Origin of the sequence: Enterobacter cloacae complex sp. P38RS (genome assembly GCF_014930775.1) — a bacterium.
In the GTDB taxonomy this organism is placed as follows: Bacteria; Pseudomonadota; Gammaproteobacteria; order Enterobacterales; family Enterobacteriaceae; genus Enterobacter; species Enterobacter bugandensis.
Genome location: NZ_JADBRS010000027.1, coordinates 1 through 13,121 on the forward strand (window position 1 = coordinate 1; position 13,121 = coordinate 13,121).

Consider the following 13,121-nt stretch of genomic DNA (forward strand, 5'->3'; position numbering starts at 1 on the left):
TTTTTCTCTTCAACCGACCGGGTTAACTGTGAAGTGATTCACATCCGCCGTGTCGATGGAGGCGCATTATAGGGATCCCAATTTTTAGCACAAGTGTTTTTTAGATCTTTTTTTTCGACTGCTGATTTTCCGCGCTTTTCGCTGAAATCCCGCCCGATCTGCTTAAATATTGACGCATTTTGCCTTGCCTCGATCCAATAATATGATCAAGTCTTCCGTATAGCGCTCATCCTTAGAGGTAGTTATGTCTGCAGTGTTACGCCCTTATAAAGATCTGTTCCCCCAAAAAGGCGATCGCGTGATGATCGATGCCACCAGCGTGGTCATTGGTGATGTCCGAATGGCCGATGACGTCAGTATCTGGCCGCTCGTCGCCATCAGGGGAGATGTAAATTATGTGTCGATCGGTGCCCGTACCAATATTCAGGACGGTAGCGTTCTGCATGTTACGCACAAATCCTCTTATAACCCGGAGGGCAATCCCCTCATCATTGGAGAAGATGTTACCGTCGGACATAAAGTGATGCTTCACGGCTGCACTATCGGTAATCGGGTGCTTGTTGGCATGGGATCGATTTTGCTGGATGGCGTGATAGTAGAAGAAGACGTAATGATTGGGGCCGGTAGCCTGGTTCCGCAGAACAAACGTCTGGAAAGTGGTTATCTCTATCTGGGAAGCCCGGTAAAACAGATCCGCCCCCTGAAGGAGGCAGAGATCGAAGGATTAAAATACTCGGCGAACAACTACGTAAAATGGAAGAATGACTATTTGGATCAGGATAACCAAACCCAACCCTGATCGTCTTCCTGCTGCTCGCGGATTAAATCGCTGGCTTCCTCTTCCAGATCCCAGCGATTTTCGCAAAAAACGGCTATCGGGTCTGTGCCGCCAAAACGATGTAACAGCGCTTCTCCATGGATGGCACAGGTAAGCTGCATACCCTGCACCAGCACTGGAAAACAGACCGCCTGCTTATGCTCATCCCAGCTCTCTCTGTCCGGGAAATGAATAGCCTGATTCACGCCGAAAGCTCCTGCTTTAGCTTTTCAATGACCGGCTCGACTGCAGGCAACACCCCGTGCCAGAGCAGTACCGCATGCGCAGCCTGCCCCACCAGCATTCCCAGCCCATCGGCTAACTGTTTCGCACCGTGTTGTTCGCACCAGTTCAGGAAGGGCGTATTCCCTTTCTGATAGAACATGTCATAGAAGTACATGTGCGCGCTGACCAGCGAAGCGGGGATCGCCGGGATTTCGCCATTGATGCCGCTGGATGTGGCATTAATGACAAGATCGAACTCACGTTCGGCAAGATCGTCAAGCGCTACCGCACTTACGCTGCCGGTATGCGCAAACAACGCCGCCAGCGCTTCTGCCCGGGAAAAAGTTCGGTTGGTAATGGTCACCGCACAGTCCAGAGAAAGCAGAGGTAACAGTACTCCCCGCGATGCGCCACCCGCACCAATCAGCAGGACCCGGAACCCAGGTTTAATAAACGACAGTCGTTCCAGATCGCTCAGCAAACCTATTCCATCAGTGTTGTCGCCCAGAAGACGTCCGTCCTCAAGCCGTTTTAGGGTATTTACTGCACCAGCAAGAGAAGCGCGCTCGGTCAGTTCATCAGCACGTTCGAAAGCTACCTCTTTAAAAGGAACCGTCACATTCGCACCTTTGCCACCTGCGGCGAAAAAAGCCTCGAGCGTTGGAATAAATGCATCTACCGGTGCCAGTACGCGGCCATAGGGATGATTTATCTGCAGCTGCTCCGCAAATTGCTGATGGATCAGCGGTGACTTGCTGTGTGCAATCGGATTACCAAAAACAGCATAGGTTTCCATGAGATTACCCCTGGCGAAAACGTTCGCCGGTCAAAGCGTCGCGAATTTCAGACGGATTCAGGCGCCCTCCCGTCTCTCCAACAGCAACCGGGAAGTCATTTCCGAACTGTGCCAGCACTTCTTCGGTTGTACGACAAGGTGGCAAGCCGGTCAGGTTGGCACTGGTTGAGACCAGCGGTTTACCAAATGCCAGGCAAAGCTCAACCACCAGAGGATGATCGGTGACGCGAACGGCGAGGGAATCAAAGCGTCCGGTCAGCCAGCGCGGTGTTGTCGGCTGCGCAGGGAAAACAAAGGTCACCGGTCCTGGCCATGCGGAGAAAATAGTCTCGCGTTGCGCCGGTGTCAGCATAGAGTCATCAATGTAGGGCTTAAGCTGCTCGTAATTCGCAGCTATCAAAATCAACCCTTTCTCTACGGGTCTTTGTTTTAAGGCAAGCAGGCGGCTCACAGCCGTCTCGCTGTCAGGATCGCAACCGACCCCAAAAACAGCTTCAGTTGGATAGGCGATGACTTTTTCATTTTTCAGCACGTCCACAGCATGCGCAATGGAGCCTGATGGCAGGTTATTATTCACTATTTTGATCCGCCGTTACCGGCTTTCCACATTGTTTGCTGGCGCAGAAGCGTTTCATACCTTGCGCCGTTTTCTTCTCGATAAGTAGCGGATAGTTGCAATGAGGGCAGACGCCCGCTACCGGTTTGAAATTGATAACGAACTGGCATTCAGGGTAGCGATCGCAGGAATGGAAGGTCTTACCATAGCGGGAACGGCGCTGTACCAACTGACCGCGCTGACACTGAGGACACGCAATAGCCGTTTCATCAGGCTTATCAATTTGTTCCGTATGCTCACATTCCGGATAACGGCTACAGCCAATAAACATACCGAAACGGCCCTGACGTAGCGCTAGTTCACCACCACAAAGAGGACATAGCTGTCCTTCCAGAATTTTGACGATATGTCCATCCGCCTGGCTTTTCAGAGGACGGACATAATCACATTCCGGATAGTGTGAACAACCGAGAAACGGGCCGTGTTTCCCGGACCGAATAACAAGTTCAGCCCCGCACTGCGGGCAGGGCTCGTTTTTATGCACCGTGAATAGTGCTGATTTGGCCATAACAACTCTTGGTGCTACACATAGAATTAATGCAGCATACCTTCATTCACTTCAAAGAGTAATTCTTCCATTTGCTGATAGGCATTTTCACAGCCCGGGATATTAAACAGAACCATCAGAATCACCCATTTCAGATCTTCCAGTTCAAATTCTGCCGTATCCAGCGCCATGACACGCTCTATCACCATTTCTCTCGTTTCGAGGTTTAGCACCTGAATCTGCTCAAGGAATAAGATGAATCCCCGGCAGCTGGCGTCCAGCCTTTCACACTCTTCTGCGGTATAAATGCGTACTGACAACGGGTCAGAAGCAAGCTGCATCGGTTCGGCGAGGCCTTCCTGATAATCAGCCAGTTTTTCCAGCCACATCAACGCATTATAGATATCTTCCCGCTCAAACCCCGCATCGGTAAGATCCTGTGTCAATTTGTCCTGATCCACTCGCATTTCTGCTTCGTTATGGATGTAAGTCTCAAACAAATACATCAGTACGTCGAACATGGCATGCCCTCCTTAATCGGACATAGCCGCCGGGTACAGCTGCGATCCACCCTGCTAACTCCAGTTCGAGTAGCTGTGCTACCGTTACTGGCACAGGTTGGCCGGCACGTTCAGCGACAACGTCAACAGGTGTTACCTCATCTCCTACGTTAGCCAGGAGCTTGGGAAATGGCAATGCCACCTTTCCCTGATCTGATGAATAATGTCGCTTTTCGGGATCTTCCTGCAGACATTGCAAGCCATATTGCAAATTTTCAAGAATGTCCCGCGCTTCTGTTACCGGCGTCGCACCCTGCTTTATCAGCCAGTGTGGTCCTTCACACCCCGGGTTACCAATCGGGCCGGGTAAGGCGAAAACCTCCCTCCCCTGATCGAGCGCGCATCGTGCAGTGACCAGCGAGCCGCTTCGCACTGCAGCTTCAACGACCAATACACCCTGGCTAAGCCCGCTGATGATTCGATTACGACGCGGAAAGTTTGCCGGCCGGGGCTGCGCCGAAAGAGGGAACTCAGACACTATCGCCCCGTCAGCTTCGATAAGCCGCATAGCCAGCGCCTGATGCCGACGGGGATAAATGCTAAACAGGCCGTTCCCCAGTACGGCCACGCTACGCCCTTTTACAGACAGCGCGGCGTTGTGAGCAACACCGTCTATACCGCAGGCCAGTCCGCTGGTGATTGTGAAACCACTTTGCGAAAGTTGTTCGCACAGAATTTTCCCCCATCGTTCTCCATACCATGACGGCGCACGGCTACCCACGACCGCCAGCTGGGTAGCATTAAGCGTTTCAGGGTTACCTTTTACGAATAAAGCACCGGGATAATCAGGAATTGCTCGAAGTAAAGGAGGATAAAGTGGATGGGTTGCCGTCAATAAATGATTTCCCGGCTGCTCAAGCCACACCAGACTACGCTCCAGCTCGCCCTCATCTGGGGCAAAGAACCGTTCAGCCTGTTTTGCTGACAGCCCGGCGTCTCTGACAGCGGAAGCATCGATATTTTTTTGCTTGTGCAGCCGTGCAGCCGCTTCCAGCATTCCATCGCCACATAATGAACCTGTGTGTATTAGCCGTAGCCATATCTCGATAGACGTCATCCTTTCCCCCTGCCATAAGCGGCCTGCGCAATCATTGCGATTGGTCACTGATGCTGTCAATCGACCCGGGATTTGTCTAGAATAGAAGTAATATTCTTATCAACTCCTGAACACGACTCTGGAAATTTATGGCAGTTTTGCAAGTGTTACATATTCCGGACGAGCGCCTTCGCATCGTCGCTGAACCGGTTAAAGAAGTGAATGCAGAAATCCAGCGTATCGTTGATGATATGTTCGATACCATGTACGCCGAAGAAGGCATTGGCCTGGCGGCGACGCAGGTAGACATTCACAAACGTATTATCGTGATCGACGTTTCTGAAAATCGCGATGAGCGTCTGGTGCTGATCAACCCTGAATTGCTTGAGAAGAGCGGTGAAACGGGCATTGAGGAAGGTTGTCTTTCTATTCCGGAACAGCGCGCTTTGGTGCCACGTGCCGAAAAAGTGAAAATTCGCGCTTTGGATCGTGACGGTAATCCGTTCGAACTGGAAGCAGATGACCTGCTGGCAATTTGCATTCAGCATGAGATGGATCATCTGGTCGGTAAGCTGTTTATCGATTACCTCTCGCCGTTGAAACAGCAGCGTATTCGTCAAAAAGTAGAGAAACTGGATCGTTTGCGCTCTCGCGCATAACGTCCCCCCGGATACAAGGATCATCGTGTCTAAAACACTACGTATTATCTTCGCGGGAACCCCTGATTTTGCAGCGCGTCATCTTGACGCGCTGTTATCTTCTGGTCACCAGGTTGTCGGCGTCTTTACCCAGCCGGACCGTCCGGCTGGTCGCGGTAAAAAACTGATGCCGAGCCCGGTAAAGGTGCTGGCAGAAGAGCATGGGCTTCCTGTTTTCCAGCCCGCATCCTTACGCCCTCAGGAAAATCAGCAGCTGGTTGCTGACCTGAACGCCGACGTAATGGTCGTGGTGGCTTACGGTTTAATTCTGCCAAAAGCGGTGCTTGATATGCCTCGTCTGGGTTGTATCAACGTGCACGGCTCCTTGCTCCCGCGCTGGCGTGGTGCGGCACCTATCCAGCGCTCCCTGTGGGCGGGGGATGCTGAAACCGGCGTCACAATCATGAAGATGGACATAGGTTTAGACACTGGCGACATGCTGCATAAACTGGCGTGCCCTATTACTGCAGACGATACCAGCGCTACGCTGTATGACAAACTTGCAAGCCTTGGTCCGCAAGGGCTTATCGAGACGCTGCAGCAGCTTGCTGACAATACGGCGAAACCGGAAGTTCAGGATGAGGCGCTGGTGACGTATGCTGAAAAACTGAGTAAAGAAGAAGCCCGGCTCGACTGGTCCTTGTCTGCCGCTCAACTTGAACGCTGCATCCGCGCTTTTAATCCGTGGCCGATGAGCTGGATGGAGATTGATGAGCAGCCAGTGAAAGTCTGGAAAGCGTCAGTCATTAATGGCAATACGGCTGCTGAACCCGGCACGATTATCGACGCCAGCAAGAACGGTATCCAGGTTGCGACAGCAGAAGGGATCCTGAATCTTGAATCGCTGCAACCGGCCGGTAAGAAAGCCATGAGCGCTCAGGATCTATTAAATTCCCGTCGCGAATGGTTTATACCTGGTAATCGTCTTGCCTAATCCAATATATGCTTAAAGCCCGGTGTTTCCGGGCATTTTTATTTTTATAGTTATGAAAAAACAAAATCTACGCAGTATGGCGGCCAAAGCCGTTAAGCAGGTTATCGAGCAGGGCCAGTCATTGAGTAACATCCTGCCTCCCCTGCAACAAAAGGTATCTGATAAAGACAAAGCTCTGCTCCAGGAACTCTGCTTTGGCGTCCTGCGCACCCTTTCTCAGCTTGAGTGGCTCATTAATAAGCTGATGTCGCGCCCAATGACAGGCAAACAGCGCACCGTACATTATTTGATCATGGTGGGGTTTTATCAGCTTCTTCATACCCGCATTCCACCTCACGCCGCGCTGGCTGAAACGGTGGAAGGTGCCGTTGCGATTAAACGCCCTCAGTTGAAAGGGCTGATCAACGGCGTACTGCGTCAGTTCCAGCGTCAGCAGGATGAGCTACTGGCTGAATTTGCACAAAGCGAAACACGTTTTCTGCACCCAGACTGGCTGCTGAATCGCCTTAAAAAAGCGTATCCGCAGCAGTGGCAAAACATTGCCGAAGCGAATAATCAACGCCCACCGATGTGGTTACGCGTCAACCGTAATCACCACACCCGTGACGCATGGCTGGCATTACTGGAAGAAACCGGAATGAGTGGATTTACGCATGCAGCCTATCCGGACGCCGTGCGTTTAGCCTCCCCTGCACCGGTACATGCTTTACCTGGTTTTGATGAAGGCTGGGTGACCGTACAGGATGCCTCGGCTCAGGGTTGCATGACCTGGCTTGAACCAGCAAACGGGGAACAGCTCCTCGATCTTTGCGCCGCGCCTGGCGGAAAAACAACGCACATTCTTGAAGTGGCTCCGCAGGCCAGCGTAATGGCCGTGGATGTCGATGAGCAGCGCCTGTCACGCGTCTACGACAACCTCAAGCGTCTGGGCATGAAGGCTCAGGTTAAGCAGGGCGACGGACGCAAGCCCGCAGAATGGTGTGGTGAAACCCAGTTTGACCGCATTTTGCTGGATGCGCCCTGCTCTGCAACAGGCGTGATTCGTCGCCATCCGGATATCAAGTGGCTGCGCCGCGATCGCGATATCAAGGAACTTGCCCAACTGCAATCGGACATACTTGACGCAATCTGGCCACATCTTAAACCCGGCGGCACGCTGGTTTATGCAACCTGCTCCGTATTGCCAGAAGAAAACAGCCAGCAAATCGCGGCCTTCCTTAAACGTACCCCGGACGCAACGCTGCGCGATACGGGAACACCTGAATGCCCGGGCCAGCAAAACCTGCCGGGCGCGGAAGAAGGCGATGGCTTCTTTTACGCTAAGCTAATCAAAGAGTGATGTTGAGAACAGGTCACGAGATATGAAAATTATCATTCTGGGCGCAGGACAAGTGGGCGGAACGCTGGCGGAAAACCTGGTTGGCGAAAACAACGACATCACAATCGTTGATACCAACGGGGATCGTCTGCGCGTTTTACAGGACAAATTTGACCTTCGCGTTGTGCAGGGCCATGGCTCACACCCGCGCGTGCTACGCGAGGCGGGCGCCGACGATGCAGACATGCTCGTTGCGGTGACCAGTTCTGACGAAACCAATATGGTGGCCTGTCAGGTGGCCTACTCGCTTTTCAACACCCCTAACCGAATCGCGCGCATCCGTTCTCCGGACTATGTCCGCGATGCTGAGAAGCTCTTTAATTCAGAAGCGGTTCCTATTGACCATCTCATCGCGCCAGAACAGCTGGTTATCGACAATATCTATCGTCTGATCGAATATCCAGGCGCACTGCAGGTGGTGAACTTTGCCGAAGGTAAGGTCAGTCTTGCCGTCGTTAAGGCCTATTACGGCGGCCCGTTGATCGGCAATGCGCTTTCCACAATGCGTGAGCACATGCCGCATATCGATACGCGCGTCGCCGCCATTTTCCGCCACGACAGACCTATTCGCCCTCAAGGCTCCACGATTGTCGAAGCGGGGGATGAGGTCTTCTTCATTGCGGCCTCTCAGCATATTCGTGCGGTGATGAGTGAGTTGCAGCGTCTCGAAAAGCCTTATAAACGCATTATGCTAGTCGGCGGTGGCAATATCGGCGCGGGCCTGGCGCGAAGGCTGGAAAAAGACTACAGCGTGAAATTGATCGAGCGCGATCAACAGCGTGCTTCTGAGCTGGCGGAAAAACTGCAAAATACGATCGTATTTTATGGCGACGCGTCGGATCAGGAATTATTGGCTGAAGAGCATATTGATCAAGTTGATCTCTTTATTGCCGTCACCAACGATGACGAGGCGAATATTATGTCCGCCATGCTCGCCAAACGTATGGGAGCAAAGAAGGTCATGGTGCTTATCCAGCGCAAGGCGTATGTCGACCTGGTTCAGGGCAGCGTTATTGATATTGCCATTTCACCGCAGCAGGCGACCATTTCCGCTCTGCTGAGCCATGTACGTAAAGCGGACATTGTCGGCGTTTCATCTCTGCGTCGCGGGGTGGCAGAAGCCATTGAAGCGGTAGCTCATGGAGATGAAACCACGTCACGCGTTGTGGGCCGCGCCATCGACGAAATTAAGCTGCCGCCGGGCACTATTATCGGCGCCGTAGTGCGCGGGAATGACGTTATGATCGCCAATGATAATTTGCGTATTGAGCAAGGCGACCACGTAATTATGTTCCTTACCGATAAAAAATTTATTACCGACGTCGAACGTTTATTCCAGCCTAGTCCATTCTTCCTTTAAAACGTCGGGGCTCTCAATAGAGCCCCCGCACTTTACCCTCTTTATTTCTGTGCCTTTTATTTTCATAACGTTTAATTATCCCGAATGGCAATTGGCTAATCATTTGTTAAACTTATAGTCGTCAGCTGGCACAAGGAGAACATAATGAGTTTTATTAAAGAATTTCGCGAATTTGCGATGCGCGGGAACGTGGTTGATTTGGCAGTGGGTGTCATTATTGGTGCGGCATTCGGCAAGATTGTTTCATCATTAGTAGCGGACATCATCATGCCACCTTTAGGGCTGCTAATCGGGGGCATTGATTTCAAACAGTTCGCGTTCACACTGCGTGAAGCCCAGGGTGATATCCCGGCAGTTGTAATGCACTACGGCGTGTTTATCCAGAACGTATTTGATTTCGTGATTGTGGCGTTTGCAATCTTTATGGCTATCAAGCTGATTAACCGGCTCAACCGTAAAAAAGAAGAGCCTGCAGCAGCGCCTGCACCAACGAAAGAAGAAGTGTTACTGAGTGAAATTCGCGATCTGTTAAAAGAGCAGAATAACCGCGTTTAATCAGCAGTTAAAAACAGGAAGGCCAGTGGTAAATAAGCGATTCGCTTGCTTGCCACTGGCCTCCCAGTTACCCCGTTTTGCATGTTTGTCTTTACGCAGATAACTCCCCTTTCCTTTTTTATTCTTTTCAACGCGCTGTCGAAAAAGCGGGTCGTGAAGTAAAGCCTCGATGGCATTATCTTTAATTTGTCCCTTCGTGTGCTGATAGCGGCTCATAATTTCTCCTGAGCATGGTTTATGACGACGGAAGTCTAGACCCGAGTAGATTAAAAATCAACATCCCCGAGTTTCTCCACTGGCTCCCTGTTCAAGGGCTTCCAGAATTGAACAATAAATACTGCTATGAGCCGTTCCGCAGCAGGCATCATTTAACCTTTGCAAAGAGCGCTGCATGGCTTGCAGTTCCAGAATACGGGCTTCAACTTCATCAAGCCGGGCTTGCACGATGCTTTTGGATTCCTGACAAGTGTGATGCTCAGGATCGATGCGGATCGATAATAACTCGCGGATCGAATCGAGCGTGAAGCCAAGCTGTCGGGCGTAGCGTATGAATCTCAGACGTTGCAGATCGTTATCGGTATAAAGCCGAAAGCCGCCTTCCGTGCGTACCTCATGATCGATCATCTGCTGCTTTTCGTAATATCGGATAGTGTCCGGCGTTACGTTCGCGAGCTTTGCAAGTTCACCGATACGGTACATCGCTACTCCTCGTTTATCTTCTTCATCACTATTTCACCGTATTCCCCATGCAGGAATTCCGTGCTCATTCCTGCCTGGCGCAGCTTGAGCTCTATCAGAGCAAGCCTGCGGCTAAGTTCTTTATGTCGAGGATCGTCCTGACGGATCCCTTTTAGCAGATCGACAAGTTCAACAGCCTCTCTGCGCTGCTCAAGCTCGGGCGGGAGGCAGCCAGCATTTTTTAGCAAACGGTATCCAGCCCGGAGTTCAGGCGCAATATGCGAATCATCTTCCAGTTCAAGAGGTTCGCCGCTCCCGGAAAGATTGTCGAAATCGCCTTTATTTTGGGCATCGCGAATATGGCGTTCTGCCCACTGGTCAAGCAACCACATCATCAGCTCCAGGGGATGAACAAAATTGATACAGGTATTGTAGAGAAGTGGGGATAATGCGGATATAAAAAAACCCGCCGAGGCGGGTTTTTTTACGTTACTGCAGATTACTCTGCAGCAGCTTCTGCTTTCTCTGAACGATCAACCAGCTCGATGTAAGCCATCGGCGCGTTGTCGCCTGCACGGAAACCACACTTCAGAATGCGAGTGTAACCACCGGCACGGCTCGCGAAACGCGGGCCCAGTTCGTTAAACAGTTTTGCCACGATCTCGTTATCACGAGTACGGGCGAATGCCAGACGACGATTAGCAACGCTGTCAGTCTTGGCAAGAGTAATCAGCGGCTCAACTACGCGACGCAGCTCTTTCGCTTTAGGCAGGGTCGTCTTGATGATTTCATGACGAACCAGTGAACCTGCCATGTTGCGGAACATAGCCTGGCGATGGCTGCTGTTGCGGTTCAGTTGACGACCACTCTTACGATGGCGCATGACCTTATCCTTCTCAGTAAAACCTTAACCTGTGATCCGGTTACTCGTCAGCAATGCTTGCCGGTGGCCAGTTTTCCAGGCGCATGCCCAGAGACAGACCACGTGAAGCCAGCACGTCTTTAATCTCGGTAAGAGATTTTTTACCCAGGTTCGGCGTTTTCAGCAACTCAACCTCGGTACGCTGTACCAGATCACCGATATAGTGGATAGCTTCTGCCTTGAGGCAGTTAGCAGAGCGGACAGTCAATTCGAGATCGTCAACAGGGCGCAGCAGGATCGGATCGAATTCTGGTTTCTCTTCTTTCACTTCTGGCTGACGTACATCACGTAAGTCAACGAAAGCTTCCAGTTGTTCTGCCAGGATGGTTGCCGCACGACGAATCGCCTCTTCAGGATCGATTGTGCCGTTGGTTTCCATTTCGATGACCAGCTTGTCCAGGTCGGTACGCTGTTCTACACGCGCTGCTTCAACATTGTAGGCAATACGCTCTACAGGGCTGTAGCATGCGTCGACCAGCAGACGGCCGATTGGGCGCTCATCTTCTTCCGAATGAATTCGGGCAGAAGCCGGCACATAACCACGACCGCGCTGAACTTTGATACGCATGCTAATAGCTGCGTTCTCATCGGTCAGGTGGCAGATCACGTGCTGCGGCTTGACGATTTCAACATCACCGTCGTGGGTGATGTCGGCTGCAGTCACAGGGCCAATGCCAGATTTATTCAGAGTAAGAATAACTTCATCTTTACCCTGAACTCTCACCGCCAGCCCTTTCAGGTTGAGCAGGATTTCAAGGATATCTTCCTGAACGCCTTCTTTGGTGCTGTACTCATGAAGTACACCATCAATCTCAACCTCGGTCACCGCGCAACCCGGCATCGATGAGAGCAGAATACGGCGCAGTGCGTTACCCAGAGTATGGCCAAAGCCACGCTCTAAAGGCTCAAGGGTCACCTTGGCGTGCGTCGAACTCACTTGCTCGATATCTACCAGGCGCGGTTTTAGAAACTCTGTCACAGAACCCTGCATTGTGTCCTCTCTTTGGTACTAAGCTTTACTTGGAGTAAAGCTCGACGATCAGGTGTTCGTTAATGTCCGCAGACAGATCAGAACGCTCAGGCTGACGCTTGAACGTACCTTCCATCTTGCCAGCATCAACTTCCAGCCAGGTTGGCTTTTCACGCTGCTCAGCCAGCTCCAGAGCGGCCTTCACGCGAGATTGCTTTTTCGCTTTCTCACGAATGCTAACAACGTCATTCGCTTTAACCTGATAAGAAGCGATGTTAACAACACGACCGTTTACCATGATTGCTTTGTGGCTAACCAGCTGACGTGATTCAGCACGAGTAGCGCCGAAGCCCATACGGTATACAACGTTGTCCAGACGACCTTCCAGCAGAGCCAGCAGGTTTTCACCTGTGTTGCCTTTCAGACGTGCTGCTTCTTTATAGTAGTTACGGAACTGACGCTCCAGCACACCGTACATACGGCGAACTTTTTGCTTTTCACGCAACTGCACACCATAGTCAGACAGACGCGGTTTACGCGCACCGTGCTGGCCAGGAGCTTGTTCAATTTTACACTTGGTATCGATCGCGCGAACGCCAGACTTAAGGAATAAGTCGGTGCCCTCACGACGGCTCAGCTTGAGCTTAGGACCCAAATATCTTGCCATTTTCTATCTCCAACTAACCTAAAAAACGAGCGTTATACGCGACGTTTTTTCGGCGGACGACAACCGTTATGAGGGATCGGAGTCACATCAGTAATATTCGTGATGCGGAAACCAGCGGCGTTCAGAGCGCGAACAGTAGATTCACGACCCGGACCCGGACCTTTAACCATAACTTCCAGATTCTTGATGCCGTATTCTTTTACGGCTTCAGCGCAACGCTCTGCTGCAACCTGAGCTGCGAACGGAGTGGATTTGCGAGAACCACGGAAACCGGAACCACCGGCTGTTGCCCAACCCAATGCGTTACCCTGACGATCAGTAATAGTAACGATGGTGTTGTTGAAAGAAGCATGGATATGAGCCACGCCGTCAGAGACTTGTTTTCTTACACGTTTACGTGCACGAACTGGTGCCTTTGCCAT

General features: G+C 51.5%; 19 protein-coding genes. 6 read left to right on the plus strand and 13 right to left on the minus strand.

Annotated features, from left to right (window positions below; all coding sequences use genetic code 11):
* Positions 1 to 244: 244 nt before the first annotated feature.
* Entirely contained in the window at positions 245 to 799 is a 555-nt protein-coding gene (locus tag IM303_RS21840) for a gamma carbonic anhydrase family protein (RefSeq protein ID WP_028014623.1), read from the plus strand.
* Here IM303_RS21840 and IM303_RS21845 read toward each other — a convergent pair.
* Genes IM303_RS21845 through dprA form a run of 6 tightly spaced genes read right to left on the minus strand, consistent with a single transcriptional unit; the run spans position 775 to position 4,558 of the window.
* Positions 775 to 1,023: a DUF1488 domain-containing protein gene (locus IM303_RS21845; protein WP_028014624.1), complete on the minus strand. Its 249-nt coding sequence runs from the start codon at positions 1,021 to 1,023 to the stop codon at positions 775 to 777. The genes IM303_RS21840 and IM303_RS21845 overlap by 25 nt on opposite strands.
* Positions 1,020 to 1,838, minus strand: coding sequence for a shikimate dehydrogenase (aroE, locus tag IM303_RS21850; protein ID WP_049000151.1), 819 nt, complete (start codon positions 1,836 to 1,838; stop codon positions 1,020 to 1,022). The genes IM303_RS21845 and aroE overlap by 4 nt, the downstream gene beginning before the upstream one ends.
* Positions 1,839 to 1,842: 4 nt before the next feature.
* Positions 1,843 to 2,415 carry an L-threonylcarbamoyladenylate synthase type 1 TsaC gene (gene tsaC, locus IM303_RS21855; RefSeq protein WP_045630331.1) on the minus strand — a complete coding sequence of 191 codons (573 nt, stop codon included), beginning with the start codon at positions 2,413 to 2,415 and terminating at the stop codon, positions 1,843 to 1,845.
* A complete protein-coding gene (locus IM303_RS21860) occupies positions 2,408 to 2,962 on the minus strand; it encodes a type I DNA topoisomerase (RefSeq protein WP_028014627.1) in 555 nt (184 codons plus the stop codon). Before IM303_RS21860 ends, tsaC begins: the two co-directional genes overlap by 8 nt.
* Positions 2,963 to 2,988: 26 nt before the next feature.
* Positions 2,989 to 3,462 (minus strand): DUF494 family protein Smg, encoded by a 474-nt coding sequence (gene smg, locus IM303_RS21865; protein ID WP_008503477.1) that lies wholly within the window; start codon positions 3,460 to 3,462, stop codon positions 2,989 to 2,991.
* Positions 3,434 to 4,558 carry a DNA-protecting protein DprA gene (gene dprA / locus IM303_RS21870; protein WP_049000149.1) on the minus strand — a complete coding sequence of 375 codons (1,125 nt, stop codon included), beginning with the start codon at positions 4,556 to 4,558 and terminating at the stop codon, positions 3,434 to 3,436. The genes smg and dprA overlap by 29 nt, the downstream gene beginning before the upstream one ends.
* 128 nt (positions 4,559 to 4,686) lie before the next feature.
* Here dprA and def point away from each other — a divergent pair, with 128 nt between their 5' ends.
* From def to mscL, 5 genes are all read left to right on the plus strand, one after another.
* Entirely contained in the window at positions 4,687 to 5,196 is a 510-nt protein-coding gene (gene def, locus IM303_RS21875; protein ID WP_006812188.1) for a peptide deformylase, read from the plus strand.
* A gap of 25 nt (positions 5,197 to 5,221) precedes the next feature.
* On the plus strand, positions 5,222 to 6,169 hold the full coding sequence (gene fmt / locus IM303_RS21880) for a methionyl-tRNA formyltransferase (RefSeq protein ID WP_049000148.1): 948 nt from the start codon (positions 5,222 to 5,224) through the stop codon (positions 6,167 to 6,169).
* Positions 6,170 to 6,221: 52 nt separating this feature from the next.
* A complete protein-coding gene (gene rsmB / locus IM303_RS21885; protein ID WP_193360250.1) occupies positions 6,222 to 7,508 on the plus strand; it encodes a 16S rRNA (cytosine(967)-C(5))-methyltransferase RsmB in 1,287 nt (428 codons plus the stop codon).
* A 22-nt stretch (positions 7,509 to 7,530) separates the two neighbouring features.
* Entirely contained in the window at positions 7,531 to 8,907 is a 1,377-nt protein-coding gene (gene trkA, locus IM303_RS21890; protein WP_014885463.1) for a Trk system potassium transporter TrkA, read from the plus strand.
* Between the two features lie 144 nt (positions 8,908 to 9,051).
* Positions 9,052 to 9,462: a large-conductance mechanosensitive channel protein MscL gene (mscL, locus tag IM303_RS21895; protein ID WP_028014631.1), complete on the plus strand. Its 411-nt coding sequence runs from the start codon at positions 9,052 to 9,054 to the stop codon at positions 9,460 to 9,462.
* Here mscL and IM303_RS21900 read toward each other — a convergent pair whose 3' ends face one another.
* The 7 genes from IM303_RS21900 to rpsK form a co-directional block, all read right to left on the minus strand.
* On the minus strand, positions 9,463 to 9,678 hold the full coding sequence (locus IM303_RS21900) for an alternative ribosome-rescue factor A (protein WP_045630326.1): 216 nt from the start codon (positions 9,676 to 9,678) through the stop codon (positions 9,463 to 9,465).
* A gap of 57 nt (positions 9,679 to 9,735) precedes the next feature.
* Positions 9,736 to 10,161, minus strand: coding sequence for a Zn(2+)-responsive transcriptional regulator (gene zntR, locus IM303_RS21905; protein WP_047363713.1), 426 nt, complete (start codon positions 10,159 to 10,161; stop codon positions 9,736 to 9,738).
* 2 nt (positions 10,162 to 10,163) lie between these two features.
* On the minus strand, positions 10,164 to 10,532 hold the full coding sequence (locus tag IM303_RS21910; protein ID WP_049000146.1) for a DUF1992 domain-containing protein: 369 nt from the start codon (positions 10,530 to 10,532) through the stop codon (positions 10,164 to 10,166).
* A 107-nt stretch (positions 10,533 to 10,639) separates the two neighbouring features.
* Positions 10,640 to 11,023 carry a 50S ribosomal protein L17 gene (rplQ, locus tag IM303_RS21915; protein WP_001216368.1) on the minus strand — a complete coding sequence of 128 codons (384 nt, stop codon included), beginning with the start codon at positions 11,021 to 11,023 and terminating at the stop codon, positions 10,640 to 10,642.
* 40 nt (positions 11,024 to 11,063) lie between these two features.
* Positions 11,064 to 12,053 carry a DNA-directed RNA polymerase subunit alpha gene (rpoA, locus tag IM303_RS21920; RefSeq protein ID WP_002919219.1) on the minus strand — a complete coding sequence of 330 codons (990 nt, stop codon included), beginning with the start codon at positions 12,051 to 12,053 and terminating at the stop codon, positions 11,064 to 11,066.
* A gap of 25 nt (positions 12,054 to 12,078) precedes the next feature.
* Positions 12,079 to 12,699 (minus strand): 30S ribosomal protein S4, encoded by a 621-nt coding sequence (rpsD, locus tag IM303_RS21925; protein ID WP_004868345.1) that lies wholly within the window; start codon positions 12,697 to 12,699, stop codon positions 12,079 to 12,081.
* Between the two features lie 32 nt (positions 12,700 to 12,731).
* The gene (rpsK, locus tag IM303_RS21930; protein ID WP_003863312.1) at positions 12,732 to 13,121 is read right to left on the minus strand and encodes a 30S ribosomal protein S11; all 390 of its coding nucleotides are present in this window, start codon (positions 13,119 to 13,121) and stop codon (positions 12,732 to 12,734) included.

Bases quoted from the DNA above. Each gene is read 5' to 3' on its own strand.
- zntR (WP_047363713.1), bottom strand. From the start codon at position 10,161: ATGTACCGTATCGGTGAACTTGCAAAGCTCGCGAACGTAACGCCGGAC.
- IM303_RS21860 (WP_028014627.1), bottom strand. From the start codon at position 2,962: ATGGCCAAATCAGCACTATTCACGGTGCATAAAAACGAGCCCTGCCCG.
- rpsD (WP_004868345.1), bottom strand. From the start codon at position 12,699: ATGGCAAGATATTTGGGTCCTAAGCTCAAGCTGAGCCGTCGTGAGGGC.
- IM303_RS21900 (WP_045630326.1), bottom strand. From the start codon at position 9,678: ATGAGCCGCTATCAGCACACGAAGGGACAAATTAAAGATAATGCCATC.
- def (WP_006812188.1), top strand. From the start codon at position 4,687: ATGGCAGTTTTGCAAGTGTTACATATTCCGGACGAGCGCCTTCGCATC.
- mscL (WP_028014631.1), top strand. From the start codon at position 9,052: ATGAGTTTTATTAAAGAATTTCGCGAATTTGCGATGCGCGGGAACGTG.
- smg (WP_008503477.1), bottom strand. From the start codon at position 3,462: ATGTTCGACGTACTGATGTATTTGTTTGAGACTTACATCCATAACGAA.
- rpoA (WP_002919219.1), bottom strand. From the start codon at position 12,053: ATGCAGGGTTCTGTGACAGAGTTTCTAAAACCGCGCCTGGTAGATATC.
- dprA (WP_049000149.1), bottom strand. From the start codon at position 4,558: ATGACGTCTATCGAGATATGGCTACGGCTAATACACACAGGTTCATTA.
- rpsK (WP_003863312.1), bottom strand. From the start codon at position 13,121: ATGGCAAAGGCACCAGTTCGTGCACGTAAACGTGTAAGAAAACAAGTC.
- rsmB (WP_193360250.1), top strand. From the start codon at position 6,222: ATGAAAAAACAAAATCTACGCAGTATGGCGGCCAAAGCCGTTAAGCAG.
- aroE (WP_049000151.1), bottom strand. From the start codon at position 1,838: ATGGAAACCTATGCTGTTTTTGGTAATCCGATTGCACACAGCAAGTCA.
- trkA (WP_014885463.1), top strand. From the start codon at position 7,531: ATGAAAATTATCATTCTGGGCGCAGGACAAGTGGGCGGAACGCTGGCG.
- rplQ (WP_001216368.1), bottom strand. From the start codon at position 11,023: ATGCGCCATCGTAAGAGTGGTCGTCAACTGAACCGCAACAGCAGCCAT.
- IM303_RS21910 (WP_049000146.1), bottom strand. From the start codon at position 10,532: ATGTGGTTGCTTGACCAGTGGGCAGAACGCCATATTCGCGATGCCCAA.
- IM303_RS21840 (WP_028014623.1), top strand. From the start codon at position 245: ATGTCTGCAGTGTTACGCCCTTATAAAGATCTGTTCCCCCAAAAAGGC.